General features: G+C 61.8%; 19 protein-coding genes. 12 read left to right on the top strand and 7 right to left on the bottom strand.

What is annotated here, in order from left to right; all coding sequences use genetic code 11:
• Nucleotides 1-30 precede the first annotated feature (30 nt).
• The 6 genes from lptF (at nt 31) to rsmA (ending at nt 7,617) form a co-directional block, all read left to right on the top strand.
• Nucleotides 31-1,212 (top strand): LPS export ABC transporter permease LptF, encoded by a 1,182-nt coding sequence (lptF, locus tag A7X77_RS06205; RefSeq protein WP_064682110.1) that lies wholly within the window; start codon nt 31-33, stop codon nt 1,210-1,212.
• Nucleotides 1,209-2,297, top strand: coding sequence for an LPS export ABC transporter permease LptG (gene lptG / locus A7X77_RS06200; RefSeq protein WP_064682109.1), 1,089 nt, complete (start codon nt 1,209-1,211; stop codon nt 2,295-2,297). Before lptF ends, lptG begins: the two co-directional genes overlap by 4 nt.
• The gene (locus A7X77_RS06195; RefSeq protein ID WP_064682108.1) at nt 2,297-4,627 is read left to right on the top strand and encodes an LPS-assembly protein LptD; all 2,331 of its coding nucleotides are present in this window, start codon (nt 2,297-2,299) and stop codon (nt 4,625-4,627) included. The genes lptG and A7X77_RS06195 overlap by 1 nt, the downstream gene beginning before the upstream one ends.
• A gap of 183 nt (nt 4,628-4,810) precedes the next feature.
• Nucleotides 4,811-5,755, top strand: a complete 945-nt coding sequence (locus A7X77_RS06190; RefSeq protein WP_064682107.1) for a peptidylprolyl isomerase — start codon at nt 4,811-4,813, stop codon at nt 5,753-5,755.
• A gap of 6 nt (nt 5,756-5,761) precedes the next feature.
• Entirely contained in the window at nt 5,762-6,790 is a 1,029-nt protein-coding gene (gene pdxA / locus A7X77_RS06185; RefSeq protein WP_064682106.1) for a 4-hydroxythreonine-4-phosphate dehydrogenase PdxA, read from the top strand.
• On the top strand, nt 6,790-7,617 hold the full coding sequence (gene rsmA / locus A7X77_RS06180) for a 16S rRNA (adenine(1518)-N(6)/adenine(1519)-N(6))-dimethyltransferase RsmA (RefSeq protein WP_064682105.1): 828 nt from the start codon (nt 6,790-6,792) through the stop codon (nt 7,615-7,617). Before pdxA ends, rsmA begins: the two co-directional genes overlap by 1 nt.
• Before the next feature lie 44 nt (nt 7,618-7,661).
• Here the strand turns inward: rsmA and gmk are convergent, their stop codons facing one another.
• The 7 genes from gmk to fabD form a co-directional block, all read right to left on the bottom strand.
• Nucleotides 7,662-8,324 (bottom strand): guanylate kinase, encoded by a 663-nt coding sequence (gene gmk / locus A7X77_RS06175; protein WP_064682104.1) that lies wholly within the window; start codon nt 8,322-8,324, stop codon nt 7,662-7,664.
• 3 nt (nt 8,325-8,327) lie between these two features.
• Nucleotides 8,328-9,215 carry a YicC/YloC family endoribonuclease gene (locus tag A7X77_RS06170; RefSeq protein WP_064682103.1) on the bottom strand — a complete coding sequence of 296 codons (888 nt, stop codon included), beginning with the start codon at nt 9,213-9,215 and terminating at the stop codon, nt 8,328-8,330.
• A gap of 19 nt (nt 9,216-9,234) precedes the next feature.
• Nucleotides 9,235-10,452 (bottom strand): endolytic transglycosylase MltG, encoded by a 1,218-nt coding sequence (gene mltG, locus A7X77_RS06165; protein ID WP_064682329.1) that lies wholly within the window; start codon nt 10,450-10,452, stop codon nt 9,235-9,237.
• A gap of 130 nt (nt 10,453-10,582) precedes the next feature.
• Nucleotides 10,583-11,845, bottom strand: a complete 1,263-nt coding sequence (fabF, locus tag A7X77_RS06160) for a beta-ketoacyl-ACP synthase II (protein ID WP_064682102.1) — start codon at nt 11,843-11,845, stop codon at nt 10,583-10,585.
• A 93-nt stretch (nt 11,846-11,938) separates the two neighbouring features.
• The gene (locus tag A7X77_RS06155; RefSeq protein ID WP_003547058.1) at nt 11,939-12,175 is read right to left on the bottom strand and encodes an acyl carrier protein; all 237 of its coding nucleotides are present in this window, start codon (nt 12,173-12,175) and stop codon (nt 11,939-11,941) included.
• Nucleotides 12,176-12,461: 286 nt separating this feature from the next.
• Entirely contained in the window at nt 12,462-13,199 is a 738-nt protein-coding gene (gene fabG, locus A7X77_RS06150) for a 3-oxoacyl-[acyl-carrier-protein] reductase (protein ID WP_064682101.1), read from the bottom strand.
• A gap of 30 nt (nt 13,200-13,229) precedes the next feature.
• Nucleotides 13,230-14,174, bottom strand: a complete 945-nt coding sequence (gene fabD, locus A7X77_RS06145) for an ACP S-malonyltransferase (protein WP_064682100.1) — start codon at nt 14,172-14,174, stop codon at nt 13,230-13,232.
• Nucleotides 14,175-14,375: 201 nt separating this feature from the next.
• Between fabD and A7X77_RS06140 the strand changes: the two genes are divergently transcribed.
• From A7X77_RS06140 to A7X77_RS06115, 6 genes are all read left to right on the top strand, one after another.
• A complete protein-coding gene (locus tag A7X77_RS06140; RefSeq protein WP_064682099.1) occupies nt 14,376-15,419 on the top strand; it encodes an aldo/keto reductase in 1,044 nt (347 codons plus the stop codon).
• Between the two features lie 305 nt (nt 15,420-15,724).
• Entirely contained in the window at nt 15,725-16,183 is a 459-nt protein-coding gene (rpsF, locus tag A7X77_RS06135) for a 30S ribosomal protein S6 (RefSeq protein WP_004680499.1), read from the top strand.
• A 12-nt stretch (nt 16,184-16,195) separates the two neighbouring features.
• A complete protein-coding gene (gene rpsR, locus A7X77_RS06130; protein ID WP_004680498.1) occupies nt 16,196-16,444 on the top strand; it encodes a 30S ribosomal protein S18 in 249 nt (82 codons plus the stop codon).
• Between the two features lie 149 nt (nt 16,445-16,593).
• Nucleotides 16,594-17,580 carry a DUF2232 domain-containing protein gene (locus A7X77_RS06125; protein ID WP_064682098.1) on the top strand — a complete coding sequence of 329 codons (987 nt, stop codon included), beginning with the start codon at nt 16,594-16,596 and terminating at the stop codon, nt 17,578-17,580.
• A gap of 21 nt (nt 17,581-17,601) precedes the next feature.
• Nucleotides 17,602-18,180 carry a 50S ribosomal protein L9 gene (gene rplI, locus A7X77_RS06120; protein WP_064682097.1) on the top strand — a complete coding sequence of 193 codons (579 nt, stop codon included), beginning with the start codon at nt 17,602-17,604 and terminating at the stop codon, nt 18,178-18,180.
• A 374-nt stretch (nt 18,181-18,554) separates the two neighbouring features.
• Entirely contained in the window at nt 18,555-20,051 is a 1,497-nt protein-coding gene (locus A7X77_RS06115) for a replicative DNA helicase (RefSeq protein ID WP_012483300.1), read from the top strand.
• The last annotated feature ends 37 nt before the right edge of the window (nt 20,052-20,088 follow it).

Below are 20,088 nucleotides of genomic sequence, written 5' to 3'. Positions count from 1 at the left end.
TGGGGCCTGCAGGTGCTTTCAAGGGCCGGCATGAAACTACTCGAGACATACATATTGCGGCGCGTCGGCCAGATGTTTCTCGTGGCGCTCCTGCCCGTGCTGGCGATCATTTGGACGACTCAGGTGCTGCAGCGCATCAACCTCGTCACCGACAGCGGCCAGTCGATCGGGTCGTTCGCCAAGCTGGCGACGATGATCCTGCCGTCGATCATTCCTGTCGTGCTGCCCTTCGCGCTTGTCATCGCCATCACCCAGACGCTGACGACGATGAACAACGATTCCGAGCTGACCGTCATCGATGCGGCCGGGGCACGGCGCAGCATTCTGATCCGCCCGATCCTGCTGCTTGCCGCCGTCATCAGCGTCTTTTCCTTCTTCGTCGACAATATCGTCGAGCCGCGGGCAAAGACCGTGGCGCGCCAGATGATCGCCGAAACCTATGCCGATCTGCTCTCCTCGGTTATCGAGGAAAAAACCTTCCGCAAGATCGACGAGGGTCTCTATGTGCAGATCTCGAAACGTCTGGCGGGCCGAATGCTAAAAGGCCTGTTCGTCGCCGACGAGCGGGACCCGGCCTACGAGCTGATCTATTACGCCAAGGAAGGCGCGGTCGACGACACCGGCACGACGCTGATCATGCATGACGGCGAGGTGCACCGCAAAACGCCTGACGGCAACGTCTCGGTCATCAATTTCGATTCTTATTCCTTCGACCTCTCTGACATGACGGAGAGCCGCGGTCAGGCGACGCTGAAAGCCAGCGACCGCGACCTGTGGTTCCTGTTCAATCCGGATCCGAACGACAAGGACTTTACGATCCGGCCGCAGAGCTATCGCGCCGAACTGCATCGGCGGCTGACGGACTGGATCCTGCCTGTCGTCTTTGCCTTGTTTTCGCTGGCGATCGCCGGCGATGCGCGGTCGCATCGCGAAGCACGGCTGCATCCGATGGTGAGCGCGCTCGCCTATGCCTTCGCGTTCCGATGGGCTGCGTTCTACGCGGCGAACCAGATAGACACCGATCCGGAATATATCGCCGTTCTCTACGCCATCCCGATCGTCAGCAGCATCGTCTCGATCATCTTCCTCAGCATGCACAAGCGGCTGGTCATGCCTTCGTTCATCTGGGAGCGGATATCGGCCTCCTGGAGACGGATGCAGGAAAGACTACTTGCCGCGACCAGCAGGTCCGGCGGGGGCGCTGCCCAATGATGTTCGGGACATTGTCGCGCTATTTCTTTCGCCGCTATCTGGCGACGACGGGCTGGTTCCTGATCGGCGTGTCGGCGATCGCCTTCCTCCTCGATTTCAGCGAGACTGCGGGCCGCATGTCCGGTCTGCCGGGCTACACCATCGGTGGCGGCATCGTGATGACCGCCGTCCGCCTGCCGCTCATCCTGCAGCAGACAATTCCTTTCATCGCGCTCTTCGTCGGCATGACTGTGCTGATCGGGCTCAATCGCAAATATGAGCTCGTCGTCACCCGCGCGGCCGGCATCTCGGTCTGGCAGTTCATGTTTCCCTTCATCGCCGGCTCGCTGGCGCTCGGCGTGCTGACGATGACGGCGCTCAATCCGCTTGCCGCCTGGGGGCAGCGCCAGGCACTGCTCGTCGAATCCGACTGGCGCGGCGAAAACGCGGTTCTGCGCAAGGCGCCGCAGATTCCGTGGCTGCGCCAGATCAGCGGCCGCGACGATGTGATCATCGGCGCCCAGACGGTCCAGGAGAACGGCACCAAGCTGGTTGACGCCGTGTTGATCCATTTCGATTCAAGCGGCCGAGTCATTCTGAGACAGGATGCCGCCACGGCAAAGTTGGAAGATGGTTACTGGCAGCTTAACGGCGTCGTTGAGCGTAAGCCTGGGGAAATCCCGCTGCGCAAAGCTTCGGTCCAACTTCGCACCAATCTGAAACAGGATTTCGTCCAGGAGCGGCTGACAGCGCCGGAAACAATTGGTTTCTTTGACCTTTCCAACCGCATCGCGGCAGCCAAATCCTTCGGCATCTCGACCAAGGCATTGGAGACGCAATTCAACTCTCTGTTGTCCCAGCCATTGCTGCTGGTGGCCATGACTCTCATTGCTGCAACAGTGTCCCTAAAATTTAGCCGGTTCAACCAATCCCGCCCCGTGATTCTGGGTGGAATCCTGTCAGGCTTCATGCTTTATGTCATCACCGTGCTTGTAAAAGCATTCGGAAGCAGTGGAGTCGTGCCTCCCTTCGTGGCGACCTGGATACCAGTGGTCGTCGCGCTGGCCTTGGGCGCGACTATTTTGCTTCATCAGGAGGACGGCTAGTGGCGGTAGGCGACCGCAAGTATTTTAGTAAACAACTGGTTGCCCTGCTTGTCGGTGCGGCTCTATGTTCCTATTTCGGCAGCGCCCCGGCCTCCTACGGCCAGGCCAGCACGCCTGAGCAAAATATCGAGAATGAGATTCCCGAAGGGGCCAAGCTTCTGCTTTCGGCCAATGAACTCGTCTATAACCGTGACGCCGAGCTCGTCTCGGCGGTCGGCGGCGTCCAGATCAACTATGGCGGCTACAAAATGGTCGCGCAGAAGGTCGAGTACAATCAGAAGACCGGCCGGATGATGGCGATCGGCAATGTCGAACTCGTCAGCCCGGACGGCAACCGCATCTATGCCGACAACCTGGACGTGACCGACAATTTTGCCGACGGGTTCCTGAACTCGCTGCGCATCGAGACCTCCGACAACACGCGTATCGTCGCCGAAAGCGGCGAGCGTGTCGGCGGCACGAAGATGATTCTCAACAAAGGCGTCTACACCGCCTGCCTTCCCTGCGCCGAAGATCCGAAGCGTGCGCCCTTCTGGCAGGTCAAGGCCAAGCGCGTGATCCAGAACGGCGAGACCCATACGATCCGTCTGGAGCGGGCCCGCTTCGAGCTGCTCGGTTACCCGATTGCTTTCGTGCCGTTCATCGAGGTTCCCGACAATACGGTGAAGCGCAAGTCCGGCTTCCTGTTCCCGACGATGAGCCTGTCGCAGAATCTCGGCTTCGGTCTTTCCATTCCTTATTATTACGTGATCTCGCCGAGCATGGATGCGACGGTCACCGCAACCGGCTACACGGCCCAGGGCTTCCTCGTCGAAGGCGAGTTCCGTCAGCGCTTCGAAAACGGCACGCATATCCTGCGCGTCGCCGGCATCGACCAAGCGAGCCCGGGCAATTTCAGCTCCGGTACCAGCGATGCCGAAGCCGATCAGCGCGGCATGGTGGCGTCAAAGGCGGAGTTCCGCATCAATCCGCGCTGGACGTTCGGCTGGGACGTCATGATGCAGAGCGACAACAATTTCTCGAAGACCTACAAGCTCCGCGGCCTGAGCGGCACGGATCGCACGAACCAGATCTACCTGACCGGGCTCGGCAAACGGAATTATTTCGACATGCGGGCGTTTTATTTCGACGTCCAAGATGCCGACCGCACGAACACCGCCGAGAAACAGCAGGCGATCGTCTATCCCTCGCTCGATTATCATTATGTAGCGCCTCAGCCGCTTGCAGGCGGCGAACTGTCCGCGGACGTCAACCTGACGAATATTTCGCGCACACATGACGACTTTTATACTGTCGACGGTTTCGACCGCTTCCGCGGCCTAAAGGGCCAGACGTCGCGCCTGACCGCCGAACTTCAGTGGAAACGCACCTACGTCACGCCGACCGGCCTGGTGATCACGCCGCTTCTGGCCGCCCGCGGCGACGCTTTCGCGCTGAACATGAACGATCCGACCGGTTACGCCGGCAATTACCTTGACGACAATTCCGCCACCCGTTCGATGCTCACCGCCGGGCTGGAGATGCGTTATCCAATTCTGATGACGACGGAAAACAGCACCCATATCCTCGAGCCGATCGCGCAGATCTATGCCCGTCCCGACGAGCAACTCGCAGGCCGGCTGCCGAACGAGGATGCGCAAAGCTTCGTCTTTGATGCCACGTCGCTTTTCGACCGCGACAAGTTCTCAGGCTACGACCGTATCGAAGGCGGCACCCGCGCCAATGTCGGCGTCCAGTATACCGGGACCTTCGACAGCGGTTACAAGCTGCACGGCATTTTCGGCCAGTCTTACCAGATCGCCGGCCAGAACTCGTTCGCGACCGACGACCTCGTCAATGTCGGCGCGGATTCGGGCCTCGAAACCGATCGGTCCGATTATGTCGGTCTCGGCGGCGTCGAAACGCCATACGGTGTGTCCGTCGCCGCCTCCTACCGTCTCGACGAGAAGGATTTCGAGTTCCGGCGCGGAGACCTGACGACGGCCTACCAGAACGATACCTTCCAGACGCAGGTGACCTACACCCATCTCAGCGCCCAGCCGGCCTATGGCTTCGCCGAGGACAACGACGAGATCCAGACCAGCAGCAGAGTCAAGTTCAAGGACTACTGGTCGATCTTCGGCGGCATCGCCTGGGATCTGAACAATGATGTAATCAGCCGCCGGACGCTCGGCCTTTCCTATGAGGACGAATGCACGATCTTCACGATCGCCTATACGGACAGCAGGGATTCCGAAGACGAGTCGGCAAGCGACTGGACGATCGGCGCGCGGTTGACGTTCCGCACGCTCGGCGACATCAAGATCGGTTCAGATACCCTCTCCAACTAACGGCGGACGGCTCAAACATGGCCTCAAGTCATTCTTTCGCCGTAAGCCTGTGCAGGACATTGCCGCCAGCCGATATCTGAGGCATAGGGGATTCGCGCCGTGAAGGAAGCGATTTCCGCGTGTCTCGCACTGTGGTAAGAACGCCGCGAACACCGTCTCGCGGCGCTATTGGGAGGTCAACAGATGATTGACGCGAAAAAAGCCATAACCGCCTTTCTCGCCAGCGCAGCACTTGCCTTGCTGACGGGCCTTGCGAGCCCGGCGCTGGCGGCAAGCGAAGTGCAGGCCGTGGTGAACGGCACCGCCATCACCAGCGGCGATGTCGCCAAGCGACAGGCCTTCCTGCGCCTGCAGCATACGAAGGCCGATGCCAAGACCGCCAAGGAGCAGTTGATCGACGAAACGCTCAAGCGGCAGGAGGTCGCCCGCGTCCGTATGTCGGTTTCGCAGCAGGACGTCGATGCGTCTTTCGCGCGCTTTTCGGCCGGCAACAAGCTTTCCGTCGAGCAGATGTCGCAGATCCTCGACCGCGCCGGCGTCGGCGTCGACCATTTCAAGGGCTTCATCGCCGTGCAGATGAGCTGGCCTCGTGTCGTCAATGCGCGCTACGGCTCGACCTCGCGGCTGTCGAATTACGATCTCGTCTCGCGCATGATGCAGAACAACAAGCAGAAGCCGGTGACGACGGAATATATGCTGCAGCAGATCATCTTCGTCATCCCGCAGGCCAAGCGCGCCGCCATCACCGGCAAGCGCAAGGGCGAAGCCGAGGCGTCGCGCTCGAAATTCCCCGGCTGCGACCAGGCAAAGGTCTTTGCTGCAACGATGCGCGATGTCGCCGTGCGCGACCTCGGCCGCATGCTCGCTCCCGAAATCCCGCCGGATTGGAAGCCTCTGGTCGAGCAGGCCAAGGGCAACACGACCGGCACCCGGGTCACCGACAAGGGTGTCGAATATCTGGCGATCTGCAGCCAACGCCAGGTTTCCGACGACCAGGCCGCTGAAATGGTCTTCCGCCAAGAGGATCTCGACAAGTCCAAGGCCGCCAAGAATGGTCCGCCGGAAAACGAGAACAGCAAGAAATATCTGGATGAACTGCGCAAGAAGGCGCAGATCGCCTATCGCTGACCGACGATGGTTATACCGTTCTCACGGCCGCTTGCGCTGAGCCAGGGCGATCCCGCCGGCATCGGGCCGGATATCACTCTGATGGCCTGGCTCCGGCGGCGTGAACTCGGGCTCCCGCCTTTTTTCCTGATCGGCGATCCTGATGTCTTGGCCTTGCGAGCCCGCCAGCTCAACCTGGCGGTTTCCATCCGCGAGGTCGACAGGGCCGACGAGGCCACCGGCATATTTGCCGATGCACTGCCCGTCATGAGCGTGCCTGTTGGTATTGAGGTCGTGGCTGGTGAGCCGCATGTGGCAACGGCGAAAGGCACGATCGCGGCAATCGAGAAAGCCGTATCGCTTGTCATCGGCGGCGAGGCGCTCGCAGTCGTCACCAATCCGATCGCCAAGGCCGTGCTCTACGAGGCGGGCTTCCGCTTTCCCGGCCATACCGAATTTCTCGCCGATCTCGCCACCAGGGCAACCGGCAGGTCGGTGACCCCTGTCATGATGCTGTCCGGACCGAAGCTCCGGGCCATTCCCGTCACCATTCACATTCCGCTCCGGGACGTGCCGCAGGCGCTGACGGACGAATTGGTCATGGAAACCTGCCGGATCGCTCACGAAGATCTGAGGCAGCGCTTCGGCATCGATGCGCCGCGGCTCGCGGTTGCCGGCCTCAATCCGCATGCCGGCGAAACCGGAACAATCGGCAGGGAAGACGAGGATGTCATCCGCCCGGCCATTGAGCGCCTGCGCGACGAGGGTATCGACGCTATCGGCCCCCTGCCCGCCGATACGATGTTTCATGACGAGGCGCGGGCTCGATACGATGTCGCCATCTGCATGTATCACGATCAGGCCCTGATCCCCGCCAAGGCGCTCGGTTTCGACGACAGCGTCAACGTCACGCTCGGACTTCCCTTCGTGCGCACCTCGCCGGATCACGGCACCGCTTTCGGCATTGCCGGCAAAGGGCTGGCGCGCGAGCAGAGCCTCGTTGCGGCGCTGAAGCTCGCCTTCCAGCTCGGCCGCACTTGGGAAAGCCGCCGCTGATGGCAGCACTCGATGGCCTGCCGCCGCTTCGCGACGTCATTCAGCGTCACGGCCTCGATGCGCGCAAGGCGCTCGGGCAGAACTTCCTGCTGGATCTCAATCTGACGCAGAAGATCGCCCGCACGGCAGGAGCGCTCGAAGAAACGACCGTGATCGAGGTCGGCCCAGGCCCAGGTGGGCTCACGCGCGCGATCCTCGCCCTCGGCGCCAGGAAGGTGATCGCCATCGAGCGGGATACGCGATGCCTGCCGGCGCTCGCCGAGATCGCCGATCACTATCCGGGCCGGCTGGAGGTGATCGAAGGCGATGCGCTGAAGACGGATTTCGAGTCCCTGGCGCCGGAAGGCCCGGTCAAGATCATCGCCAACCTGCCCTATAATGTCGGCACGCAGCTGCTGGTCAACTGGCTGCTGCCGGGAGCCTGGCCGCCGTTCTGGCAGTCGCTGACGCTGATGTTTCAGAAGGAAGTCGGCGAGCGTATCGTCGCCGGTGAGGACGACGACCATTACGGCCGTCTTGGCGTGCTCTGCGGTTGGCGGACCGAGGCGCGCATGGCCTTCGACGTGTCGCCGCAAGCCTTCACGCCGCCGCCGAAGGTGACGTCGACGGTGGTACATCTGACGCCCCGCGAAAATCCCATCCCCTGCTCCGTCGCCAATCTGGAAAAGGTGACGCAGGCCGCCTTCGGCCAGCGCCGCAAGATGCTGCGCCAGAGCCTGAAGCCACTCGGCGGCGAAAGCCTGCTCGTCAAGGCCGGGATCGATCCGGCGCGGCGGGCGGAGACGTTGTCCGTCGAGGAGTTCTGCCTTCTGGCAAACAGCCTTTAAAGCACCCTCAACCGCAGCGCAGCCTTGCGCGATATGCTTTTAATTTAGAGCGACGGCGTCTCTTCCAGCAATCCACGGACGAAATCGAACATGCCATGGCGGCGGTCGCGGCGCAGGCGTTCGGCCTTGACGATCGATTGGACGGCGTCGAAGGCGGCATTGAGATCGTCGTTGACGATGACGTAGTCATATTCGCGCCAGTGGGCGATCTCGGCGCGACTGTTGGCAAGACGCGTCTGGATGACCTCCTCGGAATCCTCGGCGCGGCGGTGCAGCCGCGACTGGAGTTCCGTCATGGTCGGCGGCAGCACGAAGATCGAGACGACGTCGGCCGACATCTTCTCCTGCAGTTGCTGGGCGCCCTGCCAGTCGATGTCGAAGAGCATGTCGCGGCCCTCGGCCATGGCTTGCTCCACAGGCTCGCGCGGCGTGCCATAGAAATTGCCATGCACCTCGGCCCATTCCAGCAGCGCGTCGCTATCGCGCAGCCGCTCGAACTCGCGCACACTCTTGAAGTGATAATGCACATCCTCGACTTCGCTCGGGCGGCGCTGGCGCGTGGTGACGCTGACGGAGAGGCCGATTTGCCTGTCCTGCTCCAGCAGCGTGCGCGCGATAGTGGACTTGCCGGCGCCCGACGGCGACGAGATGACAAGCATCAGACCGCGACGGGCGATCTGCACGGGCGAGGATTTCGCCGGTTTCATGTCTTACTCCAAATTCTGGACCTGCTCGCGGAACTGGTCGATCACGACTTTCAACTCGATGCCGGCGGCGGTAACCGCCGAGGCATTCGACTTCGAGCAGATGGTATTCGATTCGCGGTTAAATTCCTGTGCAAGGAAGTCCAGCCGGCGTCCGGCGGGGCCGCCTTTCACCAGGAGGTCGCGCGCTGCGGCGACATGCGCCTTCAGGCGGTCGATTTCCTCGCGCAGATCCGCCTTGGTCGCCAACAGCGCGGCTTCGGCATGCAGCCTGTCGCGGTCGAGCGCGGCCATGCCGTCCATCAGCAAGGCGACCTGTGCCACGAGGCGGGAGGCGATCTCCTGCGGCGAGCGCGAGGGATCCGTTTCGATCGTCCGTGTCAGGCCTTCGATCGTTGCGACGTGGTCGAGAAGAATGCGGGAGAGCGCCGCCCCTTCCTGTTCGCGCATCGCCCGGAGGTCGGCAAGCGCGCCCATGAGGCCGGCGGCGATATCGGCATCCCGGGCGGCCAGCGCCTCCTCGCCGTCCTCGCCCTCACGGAACTCCACGATGCCGCGCACCAGAAGCAGCGTATCGAGCTTCAGCGGCGCCGGATCGATCACGTCCACCAGCTGTTCGCGCATGGCAAGCACAGCGGCAAGCGCTTGCCTGTTCAGCACCGCCTCGAAACGGTTCTCGTCGGCAGTGACCGAGAGCGAAGCCTGCAGGTTGCCGCGGCTGAAACTTTCGCCGGCAAGGCGGCGGACCTCCGCCTCCATGCGTTCAAGGCCGGGCGGCAGGCGCAGGCGCAGGTCGAAGCCCTTGCCGTTGACCGAGCGCAATTCCCATGCCCAGCGCCAGCGGCCGCTCGTTCCCTCGCGCCGCGCAAAACCGGTCATGGACTGCAAAGCCATGCGAGCCTCCCGAAATCCGTCAGTTGATCTTCTTTTTCTTCGGCGGCACGACAGTCGCGCCGTTCTCGCCCGGCTGCTCTTCCGGCTGGCCATCGACCGCAATGTTCGGATCCGAACCCTTGTCGGCCTCGAGCTTGCGCCAGCGCTTGACGTTGGCATTGTGCTCTTCGAGCGTCGCGGCGAAAACGTGGCCGCCAGTGCCGTCGGCGACGAAATAGAGATCCTGGGTTTTCCAAGGGTTGGCGACGGCTTCCAACGCATCCTTGCCGGGATTGGCGATCGGCGTCGGCGGCAGGCCCTTGATGACATAGGTATTATAGGGCGTGTCCCGCTTCAGGTCCGACTGGTAGATCGGTCGGTCGGCCGGCTTTCCCTCGCCCCCGAAGAGCCCGTAAATGATCGTCGGATCGGACTGCAGGCGCATGCCCTTGCCAAGCCGGTTCAGGAAAACGGAGGCGACATGGGCACGTTCGTCGGGAATGCCGGTTTCCTTTTCGACGATAGAGGCGAGCGTGACGAATTCTTGCTTGGATCGCAGCGGCAGCGAGGGGTCACGCTTGTCCCACACCTGATCGACCAGCTTCTGCTGTGCCGCCGCCATCTGTTCGATGATTTCCGAACGCTTGGTGCCGCGCGAGAACTTGTAGGTGTCAGGACGCAGGCTGCCTTCGGCCGGCAGTGCGGCAGGCAGGTCGCCTTCCAGGACCGGATCCTGCAGCATGCGGTCAAACATCTGGCGAACCGTCAGGCCTTCAGGGAAGGAAACCGAATAGAGAATGGACTTGCCCGATTTCAGCAGCTCCATGATATCGCTCATGGAGGCTTTCGCCTTGATCTCGTATTCGCCGGCCTTCAGGCTCTCGCCGGCGGAAAGATGTGTCGCCGTCAGATATCGGAAGATGCGGGCATCGGAGATGATCGCATTGCGCTCGAGGTTCGAAGCGATTTCGGCGAGACCCGCGCCGTTGCGGACGATGAAATTGGTGTTCGTCTGCAGCGGACCCGGGCTCTGATAGGTCGAGGTCGCGTAGTAGAAGGCGATGACCGCGACGACGCAGACCAGGACCGCCATCGTCATGATGAAGTTCAGAAAGAGGACGATCTGGCTGCGCGCGTTCTTGGAGCGCTTCGGCGGCTCCGGAACACGTTCCGGACGCAGGGCCTCGTTCGGCGACTTCGGGATGATCGGTCCCTTCTGCGCCTGGCTGTCGTTGCTCTGGTTCGTCGTATCGCTCACCGGCAATCCTCTAAAACTTGGCCCTCATTCCGCTATTTCGCGAAGCAATGCGGCAAAAACAGGTTCTGCCACAGTTCAACGAGGCCGTTGCCGGTCGTTCAACTCCAGCGCGCCTGCTATGGCAGGCCCTTTACTGCGCGTAACGGCGCAGCACGAGCGATGCGTTCGTGCCGCCGAATCCGAACGAATTGGACAGGGCCACGTTGATTTCTCGCTCGCGAGCCTTGTGCGGAACAAGATCGATCGCCGTCTCGCGTTCAGGATTGTCGAGATTGAGCGTCGGCGGCGCGATATTGTCACGGATGGCCAGCGTGGCGAAGATCGCCTCGATGGCGCCGGCCGCGCCGAGAAGGTGTCCGGTCGCCGACTTGGTCGAGGACATGGAGATCTTCGACGCCGCATTGCCGACCATCCGCTCGACGGCGCCGAGTTCGATCGTGTCGGCCATGGTCGAAGTGCCGTGAGCGTTGATGTAATCGATATCGGCCGGAGCCAGCCCGGCGCGCTTCAGCGCCATCGCCATGCAGCGGCCGGCCCCCTCGCCGTCTTCGGAGGGCGCGGTGATGTGATAGGCGTCTCCCGACAGGCCGTAGCCGACGATTTCGGCATAGATCTTGGCGCCACGCGCCTTGGCGTGCTCCAGTTCCTCGAGCACGACGATGCCGGCGCCCTCGCCCATGACGAAGCCGTCGCGGTCGCGGTCATAGGGGCGCGAGGCCTTCTGCGGATCGTCGTTGTGCTGGGTCGACAGGGCCTTGCAGGCGGCAAAGCCTGCGAGCGAAATGCGGCTGACAGGCGATTCCGTGCCGCCGGCGACCATGACGTCGGCATCACCAAGCGCGATCAGCCGCGCGGCATCGCCGATCGCATGCGCGCCGGTCGAGCAGGCGGTGACGACCGAATGATTGGGTCCGCGCAGCTTGTGGCGGATCGATACCTGGCCGGAAACCAGATTGATCAGGCGGCCGGGAATGAAGAAGGGGGAGATGCGGCGCGGGCCCTTGTCGCGTAGGGTGTAGCCTGCCTCGACGATGCCTTCGATGCCGCCGATGCCGGAGCCGATCAGCACGCCGGTGGCGATCTGATCCTCGTCGCTCGCGGGATGCCAGTTCGCGTCGGCAAGCGCCATGTCGGCGGCGGCCATGCCGTAGATGATGAAGGGATCGACCTTGCGCTGTTCCTTCGGCTCCATCCACTGATCAACATTGAAGGTGCCGTCGGCGCCGTCACCGAGCGGAATACGGCAGGCGATCTTGGCGGGAAGGTCGTCGACCTCGAATTCGGTGACGAGGCGGGCGCCGTTCTGGCCGGCGAGCAGCCGCGACCACGTCACCTCAGTTCCGCATCCCAAGGGTGATACCATGCCGGTACCAGTGATGACGACACGTCTCATCGCGTGCTTTCCCCCGTCTCTTATGTTCTATGGAGAAATAGGCCGAAAAGAAAAGGGCGGACTCCAGGCCCGCCCTTTCTCAAATCTACAGAATCAGGCCTGGGCCTTCTCAATAAACTTCACTGCATCGCCGACCGTCAGGATCGAGTCGGCAGCGTCGTCGGGGATTTCAACGCCGAATTCTTCTTCGAAAGCCATGACAAGTTCGACCGTGTCGAGCGAGTCGGCGCCCAGATCGTCGATAAAGCTGGCGCTCTCGACGACCTTGTCGGCATCGACGCCAAGATGATCAATAACAATTTTCTTTACGCGTTCTGCGATATCGCTCATGTCGGTTTCCTCGACCTTATGTCCTGATCGGAATGCCCTTGCGGCACCCCTACCCTGTTTCAGCCTGCGATGTTTTCAGACATCCTCGGCAAACTCGTTTACCCGGCTTCAGAGATTTCCCAGGCTTGCGAAAAGCCCGCCGGTCCGTCTGCTTTCTCGGGACGACTGTTCACAGTCATGGCCCGCTTAACATGGTTTAAGTCTGCCGCAAAGCCAGAAAATCAACGCTTCGTGATTGCTCAACATGCTATTGGCGGAAATACCCCCATGCCGATGGTTTGTCGTTTCAGATCATCGCCATGCCGCCGTTTACGTGCAGCGTCTGGCCGGTCATGTAGGCAGCCTCGGAGGACGCAAGATAGGCAACCGCCGAGGCGACTTCGCCGCCCGTACCCATCCGCTTCATCGGGATCGCCCCCATGATCGCTTCCTTCTGCTTATCATTCAGCTTGCCGGTCATGGCGCTTTCGATGAAGCCGGGTGCGACACAGTTGACGGTCACGTTGCGGGTGGCGATTTCCTGCGCCAGCGACTTGGTGAAGCCGATCATGCCGGCCTTGGAAGCGCAGTAATTGGCCTGCCCCGGATTGCCGGTGACGCCGACGACCGAGGTGATGTTGATGATGCGGCCATAGCGGCGGCGCATCATCGGGTGCGTCAACTCGCGCGTCAGGCGGAACGTCGATGTCAGATTGACTTCGAGAACGGCGTCCCAGTCCTCGTCGCTCATGCGCACGAAGAGACCGTCCCTGGTGATGCCGGCATTGTTGACGAGGATATCGACGCCTTCGAGATCGGCTTCCGCCTTCTGGCCGAGCGCCTTGACCTCGTCGCGGTCGGACAGGTTGGCCGGGAAGATCTTGACGCGCTCGCCGAGCTCGGCCGCCAACGCTTCCAGCTTCTCGACGCGGGTGCCGTGCAGGCCGACGATGGCGCCCTGCTTATGAAGGAGACGGGCGATTTCCTCGCCGATGCCACCCGAAGCGCCGGTGACGAGAGCCTTGCGGCCGGAAAGATCGAACATGGAAACGTTCCTTATATCTGGAGATATCAATCAGGCCATGAGGGCGGCGACGGCCGCGTCGATATCCGCCGGACCGCCGACGGAGATGCCGTTGACTGTTTTGTCGATGCGGCGGGCAAGGCCGGTCAGCACCTTGCCGGAACCGAGTTCATAAAGTGTGGTCACGCCATTGCCGGCGAACCATTCCACCGTCTCGCGCCAGCGGACCTGCCCGGTCACCTGCTCGACCAGGAGGTTCGCGATCTCGTCGGCGCCCGTTACCGGGGCGGCGCGGACATTGGCGATGAGAGGCACGACAGGATCGGACTTGGCGACCGTCGCCAGCGCCGCGCGCATCGCCTCGGCGGCGGGCGCCATCAGCTTGGAATGGAACGGGGCCGAGACCGGCAGCAGGATGGCGCGCTTGGCGCCCTTGTCGGTTGCCAGACCGGCGGCCTTTTCGACGGCAGCCTTCTCACCCGAAATGACGATCTGGCCGCCGCCATTGTCGTTGGCGATCTGGCAGGCGCCGGCGGCGGCGGCCTCATCGCAGACAGCTGCGACGTCGGCATGTTCCAAGCCGATGATCGCCGCCATGGCGCCGACGCCGACGGGGACGGCGGCCTGCATGGCATTGCCGCGAATGCGCAGCAGCCGCGCAGTGTCGGCGAGCGAAAAGGTGCCGGCGGCGCATAGCGCCGAATATTCGCCGAGCGAATGGCCGGCGACATAGGCGACCTCGGACTTCAGATCCAGCCCCTTGGCTTGGAGAACACGGACGACGGCGATCGAGACGGCCATCAGCGCCGGCTGGGCGTTCGCCGTCAAGGTCAACGTGTCCTCCGGACCGTTGAACATGACGTCCGAAAGCTTTTCACCGAGCGCCTCGTCGACCTCTTCGAAAACGGCGCGGGCTTCGGCGAAATTCTCGGCCAGATCCTTGCCCATGCCGACGGCCTGACTGCCCTGGCCGGGGAAAGTGAAAGCAATGGTCATTCTGATGTCCCTGATTGCGCCCCTCGAGGCTGTTTTGCCTCCAATTGACATTCTTTCCGGCAGAGTCAAGTGGCGGCACCTTCTGCGCAAAGCCTTTCGCACCGGCGCAAAAGCCCGGCTTTTGCTCTTGCGCTCCGCCAAATCCGGCTTAGATTCGCGCTGAGCTTCCCAAGACTTCCACCTCTCTCCCAAGGTTTTCCCATGAAGTACAAATCGCTAGGCCGGACCGAGATTTCCGTTTCAGAAATCTGCCTCGGCACCATGACCTGGGGCTCGCAGAACAGCGAAAGCGACGCGCATGCGCAGATGAATTATGCCGTCGAGAAAGGCGTCAATTTCTTCGATACCGCCGAGCTTTACCCGACAACGCCGGTTTCGCCTGAAACACAGGGCTGGACCGAAGACTATATCGGCAGCTGGTTCGAAAAGTCCGGCAAGCGAAGAGAGATCGTGCTCGCCACCAAGGTCGCCGGCCGCGGCCGCGATTATATACGCGGCGGCGAAGGCGCGGATGCAAAGAATATCCGCCTGGCGCTCGAGGCCAGCTTGAAGCGGTTGAAGACGGATTATGTCGACCTCTACCAGGTGCACTGGCCGAACCGCGGGCATTTCCACTTCCGGCAGAACTGGAACTACAACCCCTTCAACCAGGATCGCGACAAAGCCGTCGCCAACATGCTCGACATCCTGGAAACGTTGGGGGCACTGGTCAAGGAAGGCAAGATCCGGGCGATCGGCCTTTCCAACGAAACCACCTGGGGCATCCAGAAATACCTGACGCTGTCAGAACAGAAGAGCCTGCCGCGCGTCGCCAGCGTTCAGAACGAGTACAATCTGCTCTACCGCCATTTCGATCTCGATCTCGCCGAGCTCTCGCATTACGAGGATGTCGGGCTGCTCGCCTATTCGCCGCTCGCCGGCGGCATCCTGACCGGCAAATATGTCGATGGCGGCAAGCCGAAGGGGTCGCGCGCTTCGATCAATCCCGATATCGGCGGCCGCCTGCAGCCGCTGCAGGAGCCGGCGACCAAGGCCTATCTGGAAATCGCCGCCCGATACGGTCTCGACCCGGCGGCCATGGCGCTCGCCTTCTGCCTGTCGAGACCCTTCATGGCTTCGGTCATCATCGGCGCAACCTCGATGGAGCAGTTGAAAACGGATCTCGGCGCAGTCGAGCTGACGCTTTCAGAAGAGGTGCTGGCGGAGATTGCCAAGGTGCACCGGCAGTATCCGCTGACGCTCTGATGGCCCGGCCCGGCGCTAACGATTGGTCTCCGTCGGGCTCGAATGTCCGATTGGGGTTGCCTTTCCCCGAAAAATCCGTATAAGCCGCCCTGTTCGTTAACCCGGTCTTCTGGCTGGTGGCTGAACGGAGGGCCGGTTTGCTAATCGCAAATCGTTCGGAACGGAAGCGTTCCAGCCTCCCGTGTCTCCGCTCTCGACCGTCTCGGAAACGCTTTTCTTGCCTGGGTCCGCCCTATCAGGAGCAGTCGTTGAGGCTTAGCCGCCGAATATCGGGTTGAACCAAACGCAAGAAAGGCAAAGCTGTCATGGCTCTTTATGAACATGTATTCCTTGCCCGGCAGGATATTTCCGCTCAGCAGGTCGATGCCCTCGTAGAACAGTACAAGGGTGTGATCGAAGCAAACGGCGGCAAAGTCGGGCGTATCGAGAACTGGGGCCTCAAGTCCCTCACCTACCGCATCAAGAAGAACCGCAAGGCGCATTACGCGCTGATGGACATCGATGCTCCGGCTGCTGCGATCCAGGAAATGGAACGTCAGATGCGCATCAGCGAAGACGTTCTTCGCTACATGACCATCGCCGTCGAAAAGCACGAAGAAGGCCCGTCTGCCATGCTGCAGAAGCGCGACCGCGACGACCGCGGCCCGCGTGAAGGCGGCGACCGTGGCCCGCGCCGCGAATTCGGTGACCGTCCGCCGCGCCGTGACGGCGACTTCCAGCGCGGCCCGCGTCCGGATCGCGCTCCCCGCGAAGACCGTGCATAAGGAGATATAAGAATGTCTGAAGCTTCCTCCGCACCGGTCCGCCGCCCGTTCCATCGCCGCCGCAAGACCTGCCCGTTCTCCGGCGCAAACGCACCGCGGATCGACTACAAGGACGTTCGCCTGCTGCAGCGCTACATTTCCGAGCGCGGCAAGATCGTTCCGTCCCGCATCACGGCCGTTTCCCAGAAGAAGCAGCGCGAACTCGCCCAGGCGATCAAGCGCGCCCGTTTCCTCGGCCTGCTGCCGTACGTCGTCGCCTAATAGAATATGTGACCCCCGGATTTCTGATCCGGGGGTTGCCTCCCTTCCGCGATGGGCGCGGATCGGAACTGTTAAAAACCCATGTTGAGACGTTTCTGAATTCGATTCAGCAACATCCTCTAACTGCTTGATGAAGCAGGACAGCGACCTTGAAACGACTGGACCTTAAAACGCTGCTGACCGGCGCACTCGCCGGCTTGACCGCTGCCCTGCTGGTGCTGGGCGCGAGCGTGCAGCCGTCCTTTTTCAGTGCGCTCCTCTATACTGCTTCGGCACTGCCGATCCTGCTTGTAGGGCTCGGCTGGGGCAATGCCGCCGCGATTGTGGCCGTCGTCACTGCAGCCGCACTCGGCGCCGCGTTCATCTCGCCCTCCTTCGCGCTGATCATGACGCTGGTGACGCTGCTGCCGGCCGGCTGGCTCAGCCACCTCGCCAATCTCGCCCGCCCCGCATCCGAACTCGGCGGTCCGGACCACCTGCTCGCCTGGTATCCGCTCTCCGATATCCTGCTGCATCTCTGCGGCCTGGTGACGTTCGCCGTCATCGTCATCGGTGTGATAATCGGCTACGGGCCCGAGATCACCGATCCGATCGTCGATCTGCTGATTACCTCTCTCAAGCAGCAGCAGCCGGAATTCATGCCCGATCCGGCGGCGACCGCGCAGACCAAATCGCTGATCCTGCTGATGCTGCCGGCTTTGCAGGGCGGCATGTGGGTGACGATGCTGTTCGCCGCCTATTATTTCGCGGTGCGCATCGTTGCAGCATCCGGCCGCGGCCTCCGCCCCCGCGAGGACATTCCCTCGTCGCTGCGCATGAACCGCAACTCGATCTTCATCTTCCTCGCCGGGCTTGCCGCCTGCTTCTTCGGCGGCGTTCCGGCGCTGATCGGCGCGACCGTGATTGGCACTTTCGGCGCCGGCTTCATGCTCTCCGGCTTCGCCTCGCTGCATTTCCGCACGCGCGGCAAGGACTGGCGCTTGCCGGCCCTCATCCTCTGCTACCTGGCCTCGATGCTCATGCTGCTGCCAGCTCTCCTCATCCTGGTCGTGGGTCTTAGCGATACGCGCAAAGCGATCGCGCTGACCCCGACGAAAGATGCCGATACCCCCAAACAACCCGATACGAAAATCTGAGACACAGAAAGGACAAAGAAAATGGAAGTCATCCTTCTCGAACGCATCTCCAAGCTCGGCCAGATGGGCGAAACCGTAAAGGTTCGCGACGGCTTTGCCCGTAACTACCTGCTGCCGCTCGGCAAGGCGCTGCGGGCCAACGCCGCCAACAAGACCCGCTTCGAAGCCGAGCGCGCGACGCTCGAAGCCCGCAACCTCGAGCGCAAGTCGGAAGCCCAGAAGGTCGCCGACGTTCTCGACGGCAAGTCCTTCATCGTCGTGCGCTCCGCCGGCGAAACCGGCCAGCTCTACGGCTCGGTCGCTGCCCGTGACGTCGTCGAGATTCTCGCTGCCGAAGGCTTCAACATCGGCCGCAACCAGGTTCACCTGAACACGCCGATCAAGGCGATCGGCCTGCACAAGGTCGAGCTGCAGCTGCATGCCGAAGTCGAAATCAATATCGAGCTGAACGTTGCCCGTTCCGCCGACGAGGCTGAGCGCCAGGCCAAGGGCGAAGAACTCACCTCGGTCGACGCGATCTACGGCGTCGACGAAGACGCGCTGCGTCCGGAAGATTTCTTCGATCCGGAAGCCGACGGCATCGACGAAGACGAAGCATAAGTCTCGCCGGACACGATCCGCGACAGGAAGCCCGGCCGTTGCGCCGGGCTTTTTCGTTTCATCCGCTTGGTTGGAAACAACCGGGGAGATCATCTTTTACAGGGGATTTCCGGATGTTTTTGCTGCGTGCCCGATGTCATCGCGTTACCATGTCCATCTCCGGAACGAATGAGCTGAGTCGGCTCCGTGCCGTGTCCTGAGGGTGACACTCCCGGTATTTCTCGCTTGTGTCGCCCCCGGACTGTGGAGAAGTCGAACAACGTGCACAGCGTTCGGGATTTAGGCGATGCGGGCCTCCGGGCCTTTTGCAGCCCCTTGATTTTCTCCATCCGGAATTGCAAATCCGGAGTTGGAAAAAGACAGAACGGATGATGATGAACGACGCCGCTCGAAAGATTGCAGCTGTTGCCCCCTCGGAGCAGCATTATCGCGAAGCACCCAACAACATCGAGGCCGAGCAGGCGCTTCTGGGTGCTATTCTGATGAACAACGACGCCTATTACCGGGTGTCGGACTTCCTCAAGCCGATCCATCTCTACGAACCGCTGCACCGGAAGATCTTCGAGGTCGCCGGCGACATTATCCGCATGGGCAAAATCGCCAACCCGGTAACGATCAAGACCTTCCTCAAGGCCGACGAAAAGGTCGGCGACATGACGGTTTCGCAATATCTGGCGAGCCTGGTCAGCAACGCCGTGACCGTCATCAATGCCGAGGATTACGGAAGAGCGATCTATGACCTGGCGCTGCGCCGGGCGCTGATCACCATCGGCGAGGATGTCGTCAACATCGCCTATGACGCACCGCTCGACATGCCGCCGCAGTCGCAGATCGAGGATACCGAACGCCGACTCTTCGAACTTGCGGAAAACGGCCGCTATGACGGCGGATTCCAGTCCTTCAACGACGCCGTTGCGCTGGCGATCGACATGGCGGCCGTCGCCAAGGAACGCGACGGTGGCCTTTCCGGCATTTCCACCGGCATCCACTCGCTGGACGCCAAGATGGGCGGCCTGCAGCGCTCGGACTTGATCATCCTCGCCGGGCGCCCGGGCATGGGCAAGACCTCGCTTGCCACCAACATCGCCTACAATATCGCCGCCGCCTACGAGGGCGAAGTGCAGTCGGACGGCAGCATGAAAGCCAGGAATGGCGGCGTCGTCGGCTTCTATTCGCTCGAAATGTCGTCAGAACAGCTCGCCACCCGAATCATCTCCGAGCAGACGGAAGTCTCCTCCTCGAAGATCCGCCGCGGCGACATCAACGATGCCGATTTCGAAAAGCTCGTCGCCTGCTCGATGATGATGCAGAAGGTGCCGCTCTATATCGACCAGACCGGCGGTATCTCGATCGCTCAGCTTTCGGCACGCGCGCGCCGTCTCAAGCGTCAGCGCGGCCTCGACGTGCTCGTGGTCGACTACGTGCAGCTGATGACCGGCTCGGGCAAATCCAGCGACAATCGCGTCCAGGAAATCACCCAGATCACCACCGGCCTGAAGGCGCTCGGCAAGGAGCTCAACGTTCCGATCATCGCGCTGTCACAGCTATCGCGTCAGGTCGAAAGCCGTGACGACAAGCGGCCGCAGCTTTCCGACCTTCGTGAATCCGGTTCGATCGAGCAGGACGCCGACGTCGTTCTGTTCGTGTTCCGCGAGGAATATTACGTCAAGAACCAGGAGCCGCGCGATCCCCACGATCCGAAATATCCGGAATGGGAAGCGCTGTTCGACAAGGTGAAGGGCACGGCCGACGTCATTATCGCCAAGCAGCGCCACGGGCCTACGGGCACGGTGAAGCTCGCCTTCCAGGCGGAATTCACGCGCTTTGCCGATCTCGCCGATCCCTCCTTCATTCAATATGAAGAGCATTGATCACGCTGCAGCTGTCATCCAGCCTCGGCCTTTCCCT

It is taken from the genome of Rhizobium bangladeshense (assembly GCF_001662075.1).
GTDB lineage: Bacteria > Pseudomonadota > Alphaproteobacteria > Rhizobiales > Rhizobiaceae > Rhizobium > Rhizobium bangladeshense_B.
The sequence above is the reverse complement of the archived record's forward strand: the minus strand, read 5'-3'. Positions and strand labels throughout refer to the sequence as shown.